The 19,021-nt window shown below is 30.1% G+C and carries 19 protein-coding genes, 2 tRNA genes and 1 riboswitch; of the genes, 17 read left to right on the top strand and 4 right to left on the bottom strand.

What is annotated here, in order from left to right; all coding sequences use genetic code 11:
* Nucleotides 1-64: 64 nt before the first annotated feature.
* From porG to rfbD, 6 genes are all read left to right on the top strand, one after another.
* Nucleotides 65-838 (top strand): type IX secretion system protein PorG, encoded by a 774-nt coding sequence (gene porG / locus BUA86_RS09670; RefSeq protein WP_143147293.1) that lies wholly within the window; start codon nucleotides 65-67, stop codon nucleotides 836-838.
* 12 nt (nucleotides 839-850) lie between these two features.
* Nucleotides 851-1,594 carry an undecaprenyl pyrophosphate synthase gene (locus BUA86_RS09675; RefSeq protein ID WP_072932523.1) on the top strand — a complete coding sequence of 248 codons (744 nt, stop codon included), beginning with the start codon at nucleotides 851-853 and terminating at the stop codon, nucleotides 1,592-1,594.
* Between the two features lie 20 nt (nucleotides 1,595-1,614).
* Nucleotides 1,615-4,137 carry an outer membrane protein assembly factor BamA gene (gene bamA, locus BUA86_RS09680; protein WP_229731730.1) on the top strand — a complete coding sequence of 841 codons (2,523 nt, stop codon included), beginning with the start codon at nucleotides 1,615-1,617 and terminating at the stop codon, nucleotides 4,135-4,137.
* A 59-nt stretch (nucleotides 4,138-4,196) separates the two neighbouring features.
* On the top strand, nucleotides 4,197-4,778 hold the full coding sequence (locus BUA86_RS09685) for an OmpH/Skp family outer membrane protein (RefSeq protein ID WP_072932524.1): 582 nt from the start codon (nucleotides 4,197-4,199) through the stop codon (nucleotides 4,776-4,778).
* 27 nt (nucleotides 4,779-4,805) lie between these two features.
* The gene (locus tag BUA86_RS09690) at nucleotides 4,806-5,321 is read left to right on the top strand and encodes an OmpH/Skp family outer membrane protein (protein ID WP_072932236.1); all 516 of its coding nucleotides are present in this window, start codon (nucleotides 4,806-4,808) and stop codon (nucleotides 5,319-5,321) included.
* A 65-nt stretch (nucleotides 5,322-5,386) separates the two neighbouring features.
* Nucleotides 5,387-6,244 (top strand): dTDP-4-dehydrorhamnose reductase, encoded by an 858-nt coding sequence (gene rfbD, locus BUA86_RS09695; RefSeq protein ID WP_072932238.1) that lies wholly within the window; start codon nucleotides 5,387-5,389, stop codon nucleotides 6,242-6,244.
* Nucleotides 6,245-6,312: 68 nt separating this feature from the next.
* Here rfbD and BUA86_RS09700 read toward each other — a convergent pair whose 3' ends face one another.
* Nucleotides 6,313-7,884: an Rne/Rng family ribonuclease gene (locus BUA86_RS09700; RefSeq protein ID WP_072932240.1), complete on the bottom strand. Its 1,572-nt coding sequence runs from the start codon at nucleotides 7,882-7,884 to the stop codon at nucleotides 6,313-6,315.
* Between the two features lie 214 nt (nucleotides 7,885-8,098).
* Nucleotides 8,099-8,395: an HU family DNA-binding protein gene (locus tag BUA86_RS09705; RefSeq protein WP_072932242.1), complete on the bottom strand. Its 297-nt coding sequence runs from the start codon at nucleotides 8,393-8,395 to the stop codon at nucleotides 8,099-8,101.
* A gap of 83 nt (nucleotides 8,396-8,478) precedes the next feature.
* Here BUA86_RS09705 and mutY point away from each other — a divergent pair, with 83 nt between their 5' ends.
* The 11 genes from mutY to BUA86_RS09765 all read left to right on the top strand — a co-directional run bounded on the left by mutY (nucleotide 8,479) and on the right by BUA86_RS09765 (nucleotide 17,168).
* Nucleotides 8,479-9,519, top strand: coding sequence for an A/G-specific adenine glycosylase (gene mutY, locus BUA86_RS09710; RefSeq protein ID WP_072932244.1), 1,041 nt, complete (start codon nucleotides 8,479-8,481; stop codon nucleotides 9,517-9,519).
* 36 nt (nucleotides 9,520-9,555) lie between these two features.
* Nucleotides 9,556-10,005 carry a single-stranded DNA-binding protein gene (locus tag BUA86_RS09715; RefSeq protein WP_072932246.1) on the top strand — a complete coding sequence of 150 codons (450 nt, stop codon included), beginning with the start codon at nucleotides 9,556-9,558 and terminating at the stop codon, nucleotides 10,003-10,005.
* A gap of 12 nt (nucleotides 10,006-10,017) precedes the next feature.
* Nucleotides 10,018-10,626 carry a gliding motility lipoprotein GldD gene (gldD, locus tag BUA86_RS09720; protein WP_083580341.1) on the top strand — a complete coding sequence of 203 codons (609 nt, stop codon included), beginning with the start codon at nucleotides 10,018-10,020 and terminating at the stop codon, nucleotides 10,624-10,626.
* Nucleotides 10,627-10,699: 73 nt separating this feature from the next.
* Nucleotides 10,700-12,010, top strand: a complete 1,311-nt coding sequence (rseP, locus tag BUA86_RS09725) for an RIP metalloprotease RseP (RefSeq protein ID WP_072932248.1) — start codon at nucleotides 10,700-10,702, stop codon at nucleotides 12,008-12,010.
* Nucleotides 12,011-12,075: 65 nt separating this feature from the next.
* Nucleotides 12,076-12,149: transfer RNA gene (locus BUA86_RS09730), tRNA-Asn, on the top strand.
* A gap of 52 nt (nucleotides 12,150-12,201) precedes the next feature.
* A tRNA-Asn gene (locus tag BUA86_RS09735) sits at nucleotides 12,202-12,275 on the top strand.
* Between the two features lie 95 nt (nucleotides 12,276-12,370).
* Nucleotides 12,371-12,439, top strand: a riboswitch (Fluoride riboswitch).
* Nucleotides 12,440-12,469: 30 nt separating this feature from the next.
* Nucleotides 12,470-13,738 (top strand): voltage-gated chloride channel family protein, encoded by a 1,269-nt coding sequence (locus tag BUA86_RS09740; RefSeq protein WP_178300413.1) that lies wholly within the window; start codon nucleotides 12,470-12,472, stop codon nucleotides 13,736-13,738.
* A 66-nt stretch (nucleotides 13,739-13,804) separates the two neighbouring features.
* A complete protein-coding gene (locus BUA86_RS09745; RefSeq protein ID WP_072932250.1) occupies nucleotides 13,805-14,386 on the top strand; it encodes a hypothetical protein in 582 nt (193 codons plus the stop codon).
* A gap of 391 nt (nucleotides 14,387-14,777) precedes the next feature.
* Nucleotides 14,778-15,365, top strand: a complete 588-nt coding sequence (locus BUA86_RS09755; protein ID WP_342351376.1) for a hypothetical protein — start codon at nucleotides 14,778-14,780, stop codon at nucleotides 15,363-15,365.
* Nucleotides 15,362-16,234, top strand: a complete 873-nt coding sequence (locus BUA86_RS09760; protein ID WP_072932255.1) for a hypothetical protein — start codon at nucleotides 15,362-15,364, stop codon at nucleotides 16,232-16,234. The genes BUA86_RS09755 and BUA86_RS09760 overlap by 4 nt, the downstream gene beginning before the upstream one ends.
* Nucleotides 16,227-17,168: an alpha/beta hydrolase gene (locus BUA86_RS09765; protein ID WP_229731728.1), complete on the top strand. Its 942-nt coding sequence runs from the start codon at nucleotides 16,227-16,229 to the stop codon at nucleotides 17,166-17,168. The genes BUA86_RS09760 and BUA86_RS09765 overlap by 8 nt, the downstream gene beginning before the upstream one ends.
* A gap of 10 nt (nucleotides 17,169-17,178) precedes the next feature.
* Here the strand turns inward: BUA86_RS09765 and meaB are convergent, their stop codons facing one another.
* Both meaB and BUA86_RS09775 read right to left on the bottom strand, forming a co-directional pair.
* Nucleotides 17,179-18,138 carry a methylmalonyl Co-A mutase-associated GTPase MeaB gene (meaB, locus tag BUA86_RS09770; protein WP_072932257.1) on the bottom strand — a complete coding sequence of 320 codons (960 nt, stop codon included), beginning with the start codon at nucleotides 18,136-18,138 and terminating at the stop codon, nucleotides 17,179-17,181.
* Nucleotides 18,139-18,225: 87 nt separating this feature from the next.
* Nucleotides 18,226-18,825: a helix-turn-helix domain-containing protein gene (locus tag BUA86_RS09775; RefSeq protein ID WP_072932259.1), complete on the bottom strand. Its 600-nt coding sequence runs from the start codon at nucleotides 18,823-18,825 to the stop codon at nucleotides 18,226-18,228.
* Between the last annotated feature and the right edge of the window lie 196 nt (nucleotides 18,826-19,021).

A 19,021-nucleotide genomic window follows, 5' to 3' on the forward strand; every position in this document is an offset into this window, starting at 1 on the left:
TTTGTTTATATTTGTTCGAAATTTTAACAATAAAAAAGCAAAAGCCGAAAAAATAACAGAACAAATGAATAAAATATTTTTAGTTGTTTTTACATTGTGTCTATCACAAGTTATGCTTGCTCAAAGACATGAAATCGGAGTTTTTGCTGGTGGAGCTAATGTAATTGGAGATGTTGGTAAATCAACATATATAAATCCTTTTCCAACAAAGACAGAACCAGGAGGGAAAATATTTTTACCTATTTCTATTGGTGGTTTATATCGTTTTAATATTAATCCACAAATGGGATTTAGAGCTAATATTTCTTATTCTAGAGTAGGAGCTAGCGATCATAGAGCGAAAGAACAATATAAGTTAGATCGCAATAAAAATTTTAGAAATAATATAGTAGAAGGATCTCTATTATTTGAATATAATTTCTTTGATGTAAATTCTGATCAAGAAACTGCCCAATCTCCTTATATATTTTTTGGAGTAGGAGCTTTTTCGGCAAAGCAAAAAAACTATGATTACGATCCAGACGAAAACGTAATTATAGAGAAAGGAAAATATAAAACAGGTTTATCAATACCTTTTGGTATTGGTTATAAATTTAGATATAATTATAATTGGATTTTATCTATAGAATCTGGAGTTCGTTATACGGGAATCGACTATATTGATTACAATAGAGGAGAATTTACGGATAGATTTAAAGAATCAATAGATAACGGTACTTTACCAAGAGATGAATATAATAAACGCATCTATGGTAATTTATCTAATAAAGATTGGTACGTAATAACAGGAATTAGTTTAACGTATGCGTTTGGACGTCCTGCATGTTATTGTGATTAAAATAAAATGGAGATTAGTTTACTAGATCAGATAAATAAAGAAAAATTACCTAATCATGTTGCAATCATTATGGATGGTAACGGAAGATGGGCGAAGAAGAACGGAAAAGAAAGAACCTTTGGACACAGAAGTGCTTTGGGTGCTGTACGATCTTCTATAGAAACATGTCGTAGATTAGGAATTGGATACCTTACACTTTACGCTTTTTCAACAGAAAATTGGAATCGTCCAAAATTAGAAGTTAATCTTTTAATGACATTATTAAGTTCTGCAATAAAGGATGAGATAAAGGAATTGCATAAAAATGGAATTCGATTAAATGTTATTGGTGATATGGAAAAGCTACCTAAAAAAGCCAATAAAGATTTATCTCAAGCAATGGACTTAACAAAAGATAACACAGGTTGTGTTCTTACATTAGCATTAAGTTATGGTTCTAAAGACGAACTTTTAAGTGCTATAAAATCCATTGCAAAAAAATACAAAGACGGAGAAATCTCCGACGAGGATTTTAATGAAGAATTAGTTCATCAAAATTTATATACGCACGATTTACCAATGGTAGATCTTATGATTAGAACAAGTGGTGAAACACGTATTAGTAACTTCCTATTATGGCAAATAGCTTATTCGGAATTATATTTTACAGATGTTTTATGGCCAGATTTTAATGAAGAGGAATTTTATAAAGCAATCTTAAATTACCAAAACAGAGAAAGAAGATTTGGTAAAATAAGTGAACAAATAACGAACTAATCGAACTGAAATAGAGGATTATGAAGAAAATTTTTTGGACAATGTGTATGCTAGGTGCTTATATGGCTCAAGCACAAGAAGTAGATTCTACTAAAACCATTGATTCAACTCAACAAGATAATTTTGTTTTAGATTACAATAAAGCAAAAACTTTCAGACTGAAAGATATTATTGTAACAGGTGATACAAAATATTCTAAAAACCAAATTATTCGTTATGCAGGTTTTGCTATCGGAGAAGAGATAGAATTACCAGGTACGAAAGTAAATAATGCAGTTAAAAAACTTTGGAGATCTAACATATTTTCGGATATAGATTTATATGTTAATAAAATAGAAGGAGATCAAGTAACATTAGAGCTTGCATTAGTTTCAGTTCCAAGTTTAGGAGAAATAAAAATTAATGGTGTAAAGAAATCTCAACGAGAAGATTTAATTAAAGAAAATAAATTAAATCCAGGAGTTAAGATTACACAATCTTTAATTAATACTACAAATAATAAGATTAAAGATTATTACACAGGAAAAGGTTATCCTAATTCAACTATTAAAATAAATCGTCAGCCAGTAGCAGGAAAAGACGAAGAAGAAAATATCACATTAGATGTAGATAGAGGAGAGCGCGTGAAAATCAAAAATATTATTTTTGAAGGAAACAAGAATTTAACATCTGCTCGTTTACGTAAAAAAGGATTGAAAAATACAAAACGTAAATCAATCAATATTTTCAAATCATCTAAAATGATTCCAGAAAAATTTCAGGAAGATTTAAAAACATTAGTAGATGAATACAAATCTGTAGGTTTTAGAAATGCAAAAGTAGAATCGTATGATATCGAAAAAGTAGATGATAAAAACTTAATTGTAAAAATTAAAGTTAACGAAGGAAATCCTTATTTCCTTGGAGATGTAACTTTTTCAGGAAATTCTATTTACACATCAGAACAATTACAACGTATATTTTCTTATAAAACCGGAGATCGTTACGATGCCATAGGTATTAATAAAAAGATATCAGGTTCTGAAAAAGATGATGATATTTCTACACTTTACATGGATAGAGGGTACTTATTTGCTAGAGCAATACCTGTAGAAAAAAGTGTAAAAAATGATACGATCGATTTAGAAATTAAAGTTTTCGAAGGTACACAAGCAACTTTAAATAAGGTAACAATTAATGGTAATACGGAAGCGCATGACCATATTTTATACCGTGAGTTGAGAACAAAACCAGGAGATTTATTCTCTAAATCTGATATTAAACGTACAATGATGGAGTTGGCAGGTCTAGGATATTTAGAGCCAACGCAAATTGTACCAGATATTCAGCCAAATCAAGAAAACAATACAGTTGATGTTGAATGGAAAGTTGCGCCAAAATCTTCTTCTCAAGTAGAACTACAAGGAGGTTATGGAGCAGGAACGTTCATTGGAACATTAGGATTAACATTTGGAAACTTCTCTATCAAGAATATATTTAATAGAAAAGCTTGGCGCCCAGTTCCAATGGGAGATGGACAACAATTGTCTTTAAGAGCACAAGCCGGAAATGGTTATAAAAACTATAGTTTCTCTTTCGTTGAACCATGGATTGGAGGTAAACGCCCTACAGCTTTATCAACATCTGTTTATTATTCTCAATATAATTATAGAGATCAATATGGAGAAAGAGCGAATCTTGATATCATTGGAGGAACAGTTGGTTTAACAAAATTATTAACTTGGCCAGATGATTACTTTAGATTATCTAATACAATTTCATACCAACGTTATAATTTTGATAACTATTCGTTGAATGTAGGTAATTTAAATTATGAAAATGGTTCTTCTAATAACTTAAATTATACATTAGGTTTAACTCGTAATTCTGCTGGTCCAGATCCAATATTTCCACAGTCAGGATCAGAAATTAGTTTATCATTTACAACAACATTTCCATATTCTGCTGTAAATAAAAGAGATTATGCAAATATTTCTGATGTAGAAAAATTTAAATGGTTAGAATATTACAAATTCAAAGCTAAAGCTTATTTCTACAAAGAATTAACAGGTAAATTAGTCCTTAAAGCAGGTGGTGAGTTTGGAGTTTTAGGAACTTACAACCGTAAAATAGGAACTATTCCTTTCGAAAGATTTTATTTAGGAGGAACAGGATTAATGCAAAACCGTTTTGATGGACGTGAAATCGTTTCGTTAAGAGGTTATGAAGATGCGACAAACTCTGGAGGACAAGCTTCTGATATTACACCAGAAGGAGGAGGTACTATTTATAATAAATATTCGTTAGAGTTACGTTACCCAATCACAATGAGCCAGACAGCAAAAATTTATGCGTTAACTTTTGCTGAAGGAGGAAATGTTTGGAACAATACAAGTGAATTTAAACCGTTTGAATTAAAACGTTCTGCAGGACTTGGTGTTCGTATCTTTATGCCAGCATTCGGATTATTAGGATTCGACTTTGGTTATGGATTTGATAAAGGACTTGGTCAAACGGAACGTTCTGGATGGCAAACACACTTTATTATTGGACAACAATTCTAATTATAAATGTTTTTTTAGATTCGTTTAGGATAATTTTAGGATTAAAACAACATAACTATATGAAAAAATGGATTAGCTTTATAGCATTGTTCTTTGGATTAGCAACTATTACTTTTGCACAGAGATTTGCTTATGTAGATTCTCAGTATATTCTAGAAAATTTACCAGAATATACTTCGTCTCAAAGCAAATTAAAATCGCAAACAGAATCTTGGCAAAAAGAAATTGAGCAAAAACAAGAAAATTTAGCTAAATTACAAGCCGAATTCGAAGCAGAGAAAATTTTACTTACTGCAGAGCAAGTAAAGGAGCAAGAAAAAAAGGTTTTTGAAGAAGTAAAAGGTGTAAAAGATTTACAAGATAAAAGATACGGACCAAAAGGAGATTTAGTTAATCTAAGAAGATCTTTGGTTAAACCTTTACAAGATCAAATTTATAATGCAACAAAAGAAGTTGCGGACAAACGTGGTTATGGTTTTGTTTTTGATAAAGGAAGTGATTTAATCATGATTTACACGGATCCAAAATTTGATATCAGTAGAGAAGTTCTACAAACTTTGAGACCAGATTTAAAACCAAATAATTCAAACTCAAATTCGAAGAACAACAATAAAAACACAAATAGTAAAAAAAGAAAATAAATTTTAATACAACAAATAGAACTAGAAATGAAACAAATTAGATTGATAGCAGTATTCACAATGATGGTTTTCGGAAGTGTTTTATCTTTCGCACAAGAAATCGCTCATATCGATACTCAAGCAGTAATAGAATCTTTACCTGCTTACAAAAAAGCTGAGGCAGAATTAGAAGCTTTAGGTAAAAAGCACCAAGATAAAATTGCATCTTTACAAGCTAGCTACAAAACTTTTATGGAGACAGCTCAAAAAGATTTAGCTGGAAAATCTCAAGAAGAAGCTCAAAAATTAATTGCTGCTAATAAGTATCAAGAAAAAGAACAAGAAATGCAAAAAGCTTACGAAACTTATGCAAAAGCTGCACAAGAAGAAGTACAAGCGAAAGAAAAAGCATTAATGGATCCTATTGAAAAAAGAGTAACAGAAGCTATCAACGCTGCTGCTGCTAAAAAAGGAGTTAAATATGTTTTACCTGCTGGAGTATTAGTTTACAAAAACGGAGGATACGACTTATTAAACGATGTTAAAAAAGAATTAGGATTATAATATTTAAAATAATTCATATTTTAGAGCCACTATTATTAGTGGCTTTTTTTATATAAAAAATTATCATGAAAAAAATTTTAATTACCGGAGCAAATGGGCAGCTTGGGCAAGCAATTTTAGAACAGTCTAAAAATTACAAAGAAATAGAATGTTTTTTCGTAACCAGAAATGAATTGGATATTACGAATGAAGATTTAGTTAAGAATTATTTTCAAGATAAAACATTTGATTTTGTAGTAAATTGTGCTGCTTATACAGCAGTAGATAAAGCAGAAGACCACCCTGACGATGCATTTTTAGTAAATGCAAAAGCAACGGAATTTTTAGCCAAAGCAACAAATGAGCATAACATTCCATTTATCCACATTTCTACGGATTATGTATTTGATGGAAAAGACTCTAAACCTAGAATAGAAACCGATGAAACTAATCCAATTGGTGTTTACGGACAAACGAAACTAGATGGAGAAAAATTAGCCTCAGAAAACAACTTTAGAACAATTATTATAAGAACAGCATGGGTTTATTCTCGTTTTGGGAATAACTTCGTTAAAACGATGCTTAAACTGTTTAAAGAAAGAGATTCTTTAGGAGTTGTTAATGATCAAATAGGATCGCCTACAAATGCAATTAATTTAGCAGATGCTATTCTTACTATTGTAATGAAAGATGAATCTATTTTTGGTATATATAATTATTCAAATGAAGGAGAATGTTCTTGGTTTGATTTTGCAAATAAGATAAAAGAGTTTTCTGGTTTATCAGTACAAATAAATCCTGTAGACAGTGCAGCATTTCCTACTAAAGCAAAAAGACCTGCTTACAGTTTATTAGATAAAACAAAAATAAAAACTGTTTATGAAGTTGATGTTCCAAATTGGGAAGACAGTTTAAAAGAAGAAATGAAACATATAGAATATTAATAATAAAAAAAAGGTTGTTTTTACATGTAAAAACAACCTTTTTTGATGAAAATCATAACTAATTAATTTTAGTTTGATTCATTGTAAAGTGTATTATGATCTTTGTCCAAGAAATTAAATTGTAAATACTTATACGCATCTCTTGGTACAATCTTAATCCACTTTTTATGCTTAAAAAACCATTTCATCTGAATGCTTGGCAATCCGTGTTGTAAATATGAAGCTACAAAAGGATGAACATGTAAGGACATTTTTCGTAAGTCTTTATCTTTTCGATCAAGGATATTCAAGAGCACTTGTTCAATTTTATCAATTGTAACGATAGGTGCCTCAACTTCATTCGATTCTTGGTTTGGATTTTCTTCAGTCGTAACGAAATTCACTTCTGGGCGAACACGTTGTCTTGTAATCTGAATTAATCCAAATTTACTTGGGGGCAAAATTTTGTGTTTTGCTTTATCTTTCGACATTTCAGCTCTTAGATGTTCAAACAGTTCTTTCTTATGTTCAACATCGGTCATATCAATAAAATCGACCACAACAATTCCTCCCATATCGCGTAAACGTAACTGACGTGCAATTTCAGAAGCTGCAATTTTGTTTACCGCAAAAGCAGAATCTTCCTGATTTTTAGAGTTTCGAGAAATATTTCCCGAGTTTACGTCGATTACATGTAACGCTTCAGTATGTTCAATCACAAGGTAAGCTCCTTTAGATTGTGGAATAGTTACCGTTTTTCCAAAAGCTTGTTTAATTTGTCTTTCAACATTAAACTTTTCAAAAATGGGAACAAATTGGTCTTCATATTCTTTTACCAAACTAATTTTGTCTGGAGCAATAACTTCCAAATATTCGCGCATTTCATCTGCTAATTCGCTATCATCAACAGAAATTTTAACAAAATCATCGTTAAAATTATCTCGTAAAATAGAAGAAGCTCTATCCATTTCACTTAATATTTTTGCTGGAGCTTTCTTTTTCTGAAGATTTTTAAAGATCTGTGTCCATTTGTTTAACAAATAGCTTAAATCTGCTTGTAATTCTTCAGCATTTTTTTCCTCAGCAACAGTTCTGATGATAACTCCAAAGCCTTCTGGAGTTAATCCTTCTAAAATTTTAATTAAGCGATCTCTTTCTGGTTTTTGTTTGATTTTTTGTGAAATCGAAACACGTTCCGAGAATGGAACTAATACCAAATATCGACCAGCAATAGATATTTCAGAAGTAATTCTTGGTCCTTTCGTATGTATTGGTTCTTTTGTAATCTGAACCAGAACAGAATCACCAGGAGCAAAGATTTCCGTTATAAGGCCATCTTTTTCTATAGGTTTTTCCATACGAAAGCTTTTCAACTTTTCGGTTTTATACGTTTTGTTAGCTACAATTTTGTTGTAAGCATTAGAAGAACGTACTTGTGGACCTAAGTCATGATAATGTAAAAATGCATCTTTGGAATAACCAATGTCTACAAAAGTTGCATTTAAACTAGGAGCTAATTTTTTGATTTTTCCCAAGTAAATATCACCAACAGCAAAACCATCGTTTTCAGTATCCTGATGGAACTCCATCAATCTACCGTCGTCTAGAACTGCGATGCGTACTTGTTCAGCTTGTGCTGAAATTACTAATTCTTTACTCATCAAAAAATTATGTTATTAAAAATGATAAAAGCACTTTCCAAAATTTCCATTGAAAAGTGCTAACTTTTAAAAAAGATAAATCTATTAATAGCTTAGCTATTAATTATTTTTTCTTTTTGTGTCTGTTAAGACGACGACGTTTTTTACGTTTGTGTGTCGCTACCTTATGTCTTTTACGTTTTTTTCCGCTTGGCATGATACGATTATTTTATTGTTATTTGATTACGTTTGCGTCGCTAGTTTTCACTTCTTCGATGAAAGTCTTAGCTGGTTTAAATGTAGGAACGTTGTGTGCTGGGATAATAATAGAAGTACCTTTAGTAATGTTTCTTCCTGTTTTTTCAGCTCTAGTTTTAATAGTAAAAGATCCGAATCCTCTTAAGTATACATTTTCTCCTTCTACTAATGATTTAATCACCTCCTCCATAAACGATTCTACTACTCTTTGAGTATCGCTCTTTTCAAGTCCTAATTTACTTGAAATATTATTTACTATTTCTGCCTTTGTCATAATTCCTCTTATTATTCTTAAATTTGAAAGCGGGTGCAAATATAACGATTGTATCTTAACAAAAAAAGATTTTTTCAGTTTTTATGAACTTCAACTACCTGATTTTGTCATATTTTGACGAAAATAAAAGAGATTTACCTTGGCGTCATACAAAAGACCCGTTTTGCATTTGGTTGTCGGAAATAATTCTCCAACAAACAAGGGTTGACCAAGGTATGAAATTTTACAATAATTTCACACAAGAATTTGAGACAATTTTTGATTTAGCAAATGCAGATGAACAAAAAGTCTTAAAACTCTGGCAAGGACTGGGTTATTATTCCCGTGCCAGAAATTTACATTATACTGCGAAGTATATTTCAGAAGAACTAAATGGTGTATTTCCAACTAGTTTTAAAGAGTTAAAAAAATTAAAAGGAATAGGAGATTATACAGCTGCAGCAATTGCTTCTATTGTATATAACGAGCCTGTACCTGCTGTAGATGGAAATATGTTTCGTGTATTTGCGCGATATTTTAATATTAATGATGATATTAGTAGTCCTAAAACAAAAAAAATCTTTTGGGATTTAGGCTTAGAAGTCATCGATCAGAAAAGACCAGGTGATTTTAATCAGGCAGTTATGGATTTAGGAGCAACAATTTGTTTACCTAAAAAACCTAAATGTGAAGAATGCCCATTAAATGAATCTTGCGAAGCTTTACATCTAAACAAAGTTGAAAAGCTTCCTGTAAAACTTAAAAAAACGAAAGTTTCTAATCGTTTTCTTCATTTTATTGATATTGAATGTGATAATGGTATTGCTATGTCAAAAAGAGTTGGAAATGATGTATGGAAAAACTTATATACTTTGCCAAAAATTGAAACTGATACAGATTTATTAGACAAAGGATGGGTTATTGATGAAGATTTACAGAAGGATTTAATTTTTATTTCTGAAGAAAAACATATTCTATCTCATCAAAATTTATTTATAAAATATTGGAAATTAAACGTATCTTTAGATAAAATGCTTAATTTACAAGATAAAATAGGTTTTGAAATAATTGATAGAAGTAATATTGATGATTACCCATTGCCAAAACCAATAGAAAAATATTTAAATAAATATTATTTGCATTAACTTTGTATATAACAAGCCACTAAAACCTTTTAAACTATGAATGGAACAACAAATAAAGTACTTTTAATAGGGAATTTAGGAGATGATGTAAAATTGCATAATTTTGATGAGCAAAATTGCATCGGAAGATTTCCTATCGCAACAACTGAGTCTTATATCTCTAGAACAGGAGAACGTATTACAGAAACAGAATGGCATAATATTGTTACAAGAAATAAATTAGCAGAATTATGTGATCGTTACCTTAAAAAAGGAGATAAAGTTTTTGTAGAAGGACGTATCAAAACACGTAAGTGGGACGATAACGGACAAACTAGATATACAACAGAAATTGTAGCTAATTCGATAGAATTTTTAACGCCAAAAGTTGAAAATGAAAATCGTCAATCAACCCAAGAGGATTCAAATAAAACTGCATCTTCACAAAATACACCAATTGTTGAGCCTCCTTTTATTGAAGACGGAGAAGATGATTTACCTTTTTAGAATAAAATATAAATGAATTTTATACACTTTTACGATTTACGTAAGAAAATGAATTTAAAAACTATAATAGCATTATGTAGTAGTGCTATTTTTTTTGTGTCATGTAATAAAAATGATGAAACAGCGAAACCAATGGGGCAAGTTCGCTTAGAGTATCCTCAACAAACTTATGTTAAGTTTGCAAAAGATGTTCCTTATACATTCCAGTATTCTAATTTCGGAAAAATAATAGAAGGAAGAACAACAAATTCTTTTAATATTGTTTACCCTAAAATGAATGCTACAATCTTTTTAACTTACTTTCCTGTAAAATCTTCAGAAGATTTAGCGATACATATTAAAGAGAGCGAAAAGTTTGTTCAAGATCAAACAGTAAAAGCTAGCTTTATTTCTCCACAAGAGTTTACATTTCCTAAAAAAAGAGTTTTCGGGACAATGTTTGAGTTAGGAGGAGAATCTGCAATTAATATTCAGTTTCACGCGACAGATAGCACTAATAATTTCCTTTCAGGATCAGTTTATTTTAAAAGTCAACCAAAGCCAGATTCACTAGCACCAGCTATTGATTATTTAAAAGCTGATGTAAAAAAATTGATAGAAACGTTAGAATGGAAAAAATAAACGTGACTGGTAAATAAAAACAATTAATTTTGTATCCATTATAAAAATAGAACATAATCAAATTTAATAAAATATGTTAATACAAATAGCTACCCTAATGCTTAGTTTGATGCTTTTAGTAATGTTGCACGAACTTGGACATTACGTAACAGCAAGATGGTTTGGCGTTCGTGTAGAACGTTTCTTTTGTTTTTTCGATGTAAAATTTGCAATCTGGAAAAAGAAAATTGGTGATACAGTATATGGTATCGGATGGTTACCTCTTGGAGGATATGTAAAACTATCTGGTATGATAGACGAAAGTATGGATCTTGAACAAATGAAACAAGAGCCTCAACCATACGAATTTCGTGTAAAGCCAGCTTGGCAAAGATTAATTATTATGTTAGGTGGTATTATAGTTAATATCATTTTAGCAATGATTATTTATGCAGCTTTATTCATTTCTCAAGGAGAGACGTATGTAGATGTTAACAAAATGCAATACGGAATAGAGGTAGATGCTAAACAAGAAAAACTTGGTTTACAGAACGGGGATATTCCAGTTGGTGTTGACGGAATTAAATATAATTCTTTAAGAAATATCAATAAAGAAGCTCTTTTAGGAGGGAATACTTTAGAAGTTAAACGTGATGGTAAAGAAGTTTCTTTACCAATAAGTGAAAACTTTAGAACAGAGATTTTAAATTCGAAAAGTAGCTTTTTTATTCCACAAATCACTTTCGAAGTAGACTCTGTTGTAGATAATAGCGCTGCACAAAAAGCAGGTTTATTAAAAGGAGATAAAATTATTGCTGTTGATGGTTTTACAACACCATTGTATTCAGATTTTAAAAGAAAATTATCTGAGTATAAAGGAAAAACTGTTCCTCTAAGCGTTGTTCGTAAAGGTGAAGCGATAGAGTTAATGACAAATGTAAATAAAGACGGAAAGTTAGGATTTACTACTACATCAGCTTATTTAAATTCTTTAGAAGTTCACAGAGACTATACAATTGCAGAAGGTATTACAATGGGACTTACTGAGCCTTTTGAATCTATTGCAACACAAGTTCGTGGTATCGGAACATTGTTCAAAGTAAAAGACGGACGTAAACAAGTTGCTGGTCCTATTGGAATGGTAAAACAAATGCCTACAAAATGGAGTTGGTTATTCTTTTGGTCTTTTACAGCTATGATTTCTGCTTGGCTAGCATTTATTAACTTATTACCAATTCCTGGTTTAGATGGAGGACATGCTGTTTTTGCTATCTACGAAATGGTAACGGGTAAAAAACCTAGCGAAAAAGTTTTAGAAAAAGCGCAGATGGTTGGAGTTGTAATTATCTTAGCCTTAATGGTATTCATTTTTGGGAATGATATTGTAAATATGATTTTTAAATAAAATTTAAAATATTTTTTGTGGGTGTCAAAAATCCTATTATATTTGCACCCACAATTAAGCAACATTCCTCCTTAGCTCAGTTGGTTAGAGCATCTGACTGTTAATCAGAGGGTCCTTGGTTCGAGCCCAAGAGGAGGAGCTTTTTTAGTGAAAAGTCAAACAAAGACTTAAAAATAAAAAATATCGGATTTTCCTCCTTAGCTCAGTTGGTTAGAGCATCTGACTGTTAATCAGAGGGTCCTTGGTTCGAGCCCAAGAGGAGGAGCAAAAAGACAATCAAATTGATTGTCTTTTTTTATGTCTTGTAACTAAATAAGTTAGAATATTTTTGCAATAAAAAAATATTGATTAGCTTTACATAACAAAATAGGAAATGGTGTTCTTCCTAAACCAAACCGCTTTATAATAGCTGATGACGCCTGATTATTAATAAAATAAACACTATTAATCAGGAGAGTTATGTCAAATTTTCAACAAAAAGAATCAGCAACAAAAAAATCACAACTTTATTTTAAGTTATTTTTTAAAAAATACCCAGCAATTCTCTTTATCATCAAGTGGAGCTTAATAAGTAGTATATTAGGTATTTTTATAGGTTCAGCATCTGCAGGGTTCTTAGTATCGCTAAATTGGGTTACCAACTTTAGAGAAGAACATTTATGGATAATTGCTTTACTTCCTTTAGCAGGTTTATTAATAGGATTAGCCTATTATTACTCTGGTAAAGATATAGAAGGAGGAAATAATTTAATTATTGATACAATCCATCATCCTAAAGAAACAATTCCTTTTAAAATGGCTCCTTATGTTTATCTTGGAACTATTATTACCCATCTTTTTGGTGGTTCTGCTGGTAGGGAAGGGACAGCAATACAAATGGCTGGAGCAATAGGAGATCAGTTTGGTAAATTATTCAAGCTAAATAAAGAGGATCGTATAACACTTCTTATATGTTCTATTGCTGCTGGATTTGGGTCTGTATTTGGAACGCCCTTGGCGGGAGCAATTTTTGGATTAGAATTATTTTTAATTGGTAGAATTAGATACAATGCTATTTTTCCTGCTTTTGCATCGGCAATTTTAGCAGATTTAGTAACTAATATATGGCAAGTAGATCATACTCATTATGCGATAGATTTTGTTCCCAAATTAAGTATACTGCCAATTTTCTATAGTGTAATAGCAGGATGTTTATTCGGGCTATGTGCAGCATCTTTTAGTAAGATTATTCATTTTTCAACTAAGTTATTTAAATCAAAAATATCATATCCACCACTTCGCCCATTTGTAGGTGGAATTATTGTGGCTCTTGCAGTTTTAATACTAGGAACAACAAAGTACATTGGTTTGGGAATTCCAACAATTCAGCAATCTTTTCATGAACAACTTCCTGTTTACGACTTTGCAATAAAAATGATGCTTACGATTATAACACTTTCGGCAGGTTTTAAAGGAGGAGAAGTAACGCCTTTGTTTTTTATTGGTGCTACGTTAGGAAGTGCATTATCTTTATTTATTCCATTACCAACAGCGCTTTTGGCTGGTATGGGATTTGTAGCTGTTTTTGCCGGTGCAACAAATACACCATTAGCATGTATTCTTATGGCGATAGAACTTTTTGGATCTGAGTGTGGAGTATATGTTGCAATTGCTTGTGTTGTTTCTTATTTACTATCTGGAGAAAAAGGGATTTATTCTTCACAAAGAATAGAAGAGTCAAAATTCTAAATAATTATCTACCGTTTAAAAGAATAGGATAGCTTTAAATTTATAAAACGATTTAAAAATCATTTTATGAATCATAAATTATTCTCTACACTATTAATTATTATTAGTTTGTTTTTTGTTAAAACTAATGCCCAAACAATCTTTCAATCGGGAGAAGTTCTTTTTATGAAGCCTGGAGATATCAAGAATGGGTTCTCTCGTGGTGATTCTGTTGATGTTATGATAAAGGTAATAGGAAAACCAGATGATATAATTACTGAATTTTTTGCAATAGATGATGCCTATGGAGAAATCTACTGTTACCAGAGTAATGAAATTTATGTTATAAATAATCAAATAAACAGTATTTCAGTTTATGATGATACGATAGCTTTTGGTATTATAAATAAATTTCAATTAAAGGTTGGAGATAAAATAAAAGAATTTAATTATACTCGAGTTGATATAAATAAATTCGATAAAAGTGGAGCATACAACGATTTTAAACCTATTACTTATGAAAAAGGACGGGCTTATAATTTAGATTATGATGCGTATTTTAGTCCAGAATTTTTTTATTACAAAGATGTAAGATTAGATTTAGGATTTACAATCCTTTTTAAAGATGATCGAGTCCTGTTTATTTCAATGTATGATTATGATTGTTAAAAAACTTGCGTAAAACAATAATAAAACAGAGTGTGTTTTTTCAATATACTAAAAAACTCAATTATATTTGTTTGTGATGATTAACACATTATTATATGAAAAAGAAATTGAGTATACCCTTACTAATTATCTTAATAATTATTGGAAGTGCAATTTATAGGAATTTCAATTTTGAGACCATGAAATTTGAAAAATTTTGGTTAGGAATTTTATATATTTTCACGCTTCTACTTACATTATTTTTGATGCTATATTCATATAAAAAGAATTTACAGAAATAGATAATCGAATGTTGTTTACTTATCACATTGTAAAACTACCTTTAATCTCGGCGATAAGAATTCTTTTTTTTCCGCCTAAACATACTAATGGGTTAATACAGGCAGAAATAATGTCTGGAATGACTTTAGGAGCTCCTGTTTATTCAATTTCTAGAATTTTGACAAGACAAATTGTGATGTTTGCCCAATGGAAAGATGAAGAAAGTCTTGAACATTTTTTACAAACAAAACCTTTTGGAAAAAAGTTAACAAAAGGATGGTATGTAAAATTGTTATTTCTAAGACAATGGGGAACGATTTCTGGATTCGAAATTCCTAAACATGAAATTGAAATTGAAAAAATGGATACAACTGTTGTTGCTGTAACAATTGCACGAATGAAACTTTTAGAAATACCTCGATTTATTCGTTGGGGAATTCCTGTAGAAAAATTAGTTCGCGATCATAAAGGGACAACATTGTCTCTAGCTTCAATACGTTTTCCTAGAACAATTTCTACTTTTTCTATATGGAAAACTCAACAAGAAATGCTTGAAATGGTTAGTGGACATAGTAAAGTCGAAAAACCAAAAAGACATCTTGATGCGATGAAAGAAAGAAATAGAAAAGATTTTCATGTAGAATTTACAACTCTAAGGTTTCAACCATTAGAAGAGTATGGAAGTTGGAAGGGGAAAAGTACTTATACTCAAAAATGAAAGTGAATTTAGCATACACCATGCAACAGTTTCAAGATTGGTTTACTCAGCAATGGGTAATCTTATCTGGTAGACAATTTGATCCAATCAATTATTCATGGCTAATTGGTCCATTTGGTAACCTTAACGGAATTGGAGAAGTTTTTATTAATGAATTAGCTGCAACTGAAAATTTAATCATTAAAAGAAATACTGAATCAACAGGTTTATTATCTTCAATTCAATTACTTGATTTTAAAGAAGATGAATTGAATAATCTGTCAAGAAAAGTAATTGATTTTTATGAAAATACATCAGATTATGAACTTCAATTTTTAGTAAAATGGAACCCATTTTTTATACCATTTGGTTACATTGTAAATAGACTATTTAGTAAAAGAATAAATCAATTAAATATTCCCATTCGTAATCTTAAAAATTCAGAAGCAATTACAAGTGAAATTATATCGTTAATTTCTCCAGATAATCAGCAAGTTAAATATACCATTTGGTTAAGAAAATTTAAAAGCTCAAATAGAATTATTTATTCAGGTGTTTATGGAACTTGTAAACTTCCTTCAGGTAGAACATGTATAAAAGCAGTTTTTCCTTTACCAAAAGGTAATGCTACTGTAATTTTAAATCCATCAGTTGGGAATAATGGTGAATTGATTTTAGATTCTTCTGGTAAGAAATATGGTGATGCAGGTTTCTATTTTTTATTGAATGATAGAGGAGGAAATTATTGGAGCAGATTTGTATCAACTTTTAAAGATAAATTAGTTGTCTATGAAGATGAGAATGGTTCTTTATATGCAAAACAAAATTTAGAAATATGGAAGAATAATGTTGCAACATTTACCTATAAAATAATTCTTAAAAATGATTAAAAGAATACTAAAATATTTAATTTATAGTTTATTGGTATCATTTGTTTTGCTTAATGTAATTACAATATTCCATGCATATAAATTCACTCATTTTTTACAAAAAGATGATTCGAACAGAACCAAATCACCTGCTGAGCTAAGTATTTTAGAGAAAATTCCATTATTATTTTTTGGAGTTAATAATCCAAAACCAAATTTTAAAGGAGAAATTCCTGCAAATTATAGCAGTAAAAAAATTAATAGTAATGTTGAGTTAGAAATATGGGAAAATATTATCCCTAATTCCAAAGGAACAGTTTTACTTTTTCATGGCTATTCTTCAGAAAAATCATCACTACTAAAGAATGCGGCATATTTTAATGAGTTAGGATATTCTACTGTTTTAACTGACTTTATGGGATGCGGAAATTCTGAAGGAAATACGACTACTATTGGGTTTTATGAAGCTGAAAATGTAAAAGCGGTTTACAATTATGCACATCTTAAAACTGAAAACATTATTCTATATGGAAATTCTATGGGTGCCGTTTCTATAATGAAAGCAATCTCAGATTTCGATATTCAACCTAAAAAAGTAATTATAGAATGTCCTTTTGGAACAATGTATCAAACAGTTGAAAATAGATTTGAGAATATGAATGTTCCTACATTTCCTATGGCATATATGTTGACGTTTTGGGGAGGAGTTATAAACGGATTTTGGGCTTTTGACCATAATCCAGAAGAATATGCTAAAAATATCTCTCAACCTATATTATTAATGTATGGAGCAAAAGACAAAAATGTGAAAACTTTTGAAACAGAAAATATTTTTAAGAATATTAAATCGAAAGATAAAAAATTAAAGATATTTAAGTCTGCTGGTCATGAAAATTATCTTAATCGATTTTGTGATGAATGGGAAGAATCGATATCAAACTTTGTAACTAATTAATTCGAAAAATTTATTCAAGATGTTGATTATTCAACCAATTCTTAGCCATTTCGAACGCTGAAATAGTTTTATCTTGACTAATTGGATGCTCTTTCAATTTTTTAATAAACTTTTGCTGAATCAAATCAAAAGCATAACGCTCGGCTTGTTTTAATTGTTGCTCTTCTCTATTTTTTTGAAAGTAGTTATTTTCATAAATAAATAAATAATATTCATTTATCAAATCCCATAGTTCGGGAATTCCTTTACCTATTAACCCAGAACCAATAATAGATTTTCTTTTCCATTGAGAAGCTTTTGTAGGAAGAAATTGTAATGAACGCACAATATCCAGCTTTGCATCTTTTACTAATTTTTCCTGAAAAGTATCTGCTTTGTTTACAAAAATTAAATCCGCCATTTCCATTATGCCTCTTTTTATTCCTTGTAAATCGTCACCAGAACCAGGAAGTTGTAAAAAAACAAATAAATCTGTTATTTCATTTACTAAAGTTTCTGATTGTCCAACGCCAACAGTTTCTATAATTACCGTATCAAAGCCAGCAGCTTCGCATAATAGGATAGCTTCGTAAGTTCGAGAAGTAATTCCACCCAACGATCCATTAGAAGCGCTAGGACGAATAAATGCATTTTCTTCTCGTGCCAAATCTTCCATTCTTGTTTTGTCTCCCAAAATACTTCCTTTAGAAAGAGAACTACTTGGATCTACAGCTAAAATGGCTACTTTTTTACCTTGTTGAATGATGTATTTTCCTAAAGATTCTATAAATGTACTTTTTCCAACACCTGGAGTTCCAGTTATGGCAATTCTTTTAGATGTTTTAGAAGTTGGTAAAAGATGAATAATTTTATGAGCTAATTCTAAATGTTCTATACGACTACTTTCTGCAAGTGTAATTGCTCTGGAAAGAGCAAAACGATCTCCATTAATAATTTTTTGAGCAAGAAGTTCAGCATCAATTTTTTGCATAAGAATAAATCTACTTTTAAAGATAAGTGCTCCAAAACAAATAAAAAAATATTCAGTTTTAAATTCGGTTATTTTATATAGTTCGTTTTAGTTCCTTTTTCTTTCTTCTTTTATTTTTTTGATATATACAGAAGGAGATTCGTCCATTATTTGGGTGAATATTGTAGTAAATGTACTGTGAGATGTAAATCCGCAATCGCTAGCTAAATAACCTATTTTAGTATTAATATACTGTGGTTCTGTAAGTAATCTATTTACAATATAATCAATTCTTAATTCATTAAGATAGTTATTAAATTGCTTGTTGCGATGAATTTTAATAATTTCAGAAAGGTATTTAGTGTTGGTTTGGAATTGTTTTGAGAGAGAATTTAACGTAACATCTTTCCTTAAAAAGCCTCTATTTTTTTCGAATAGATCTAATTTTCTTAATATTTCTTTTTCTGTTTTAGATGAAATACTGATGTTTAACTGTGGTTCTTCCGCTTTTTTTTGAGGAATAATTATTGGTTCAGAAACTTCTATTTTAGTATTAATAGTTTCTTCTTTCTCCTCTATTTTAATTTCTTGGAAAGTAGTTAAATCTTTATCTTCTGTTTTCTTCTTTTTCTTAAAAAAGAGTAAATAGACTAGACCTACAATAATTAATAAAATAATAATTCCGATAACAATAATCCAACTATCCATTTATAAAATATAATTTTCTGAATTAATAAAAAATAACCACATGATTATCAGTAATGTAATTGATTAACATGTAGTTTATTTCAGTAAAAATACTTCGAAATTTTCAAATAAAAAAGGTTAGCAATTTGCTAACCTTTTTTATTTGAAATCTTTTGATCAGTTGCACATCCGCAACCTTTTGAGCATGAGCCTGCTT

The sequence above is a fragment of the Chishuiella changwenlii genome (genome assembly GCF_900142565.1).
Classification (GTDB): Bacteria; Bacteroidota; Bacteroidia; order Flavobacteriales; family Weeksellaceae; genus Empedobacter; species Empedobacter changwenlii.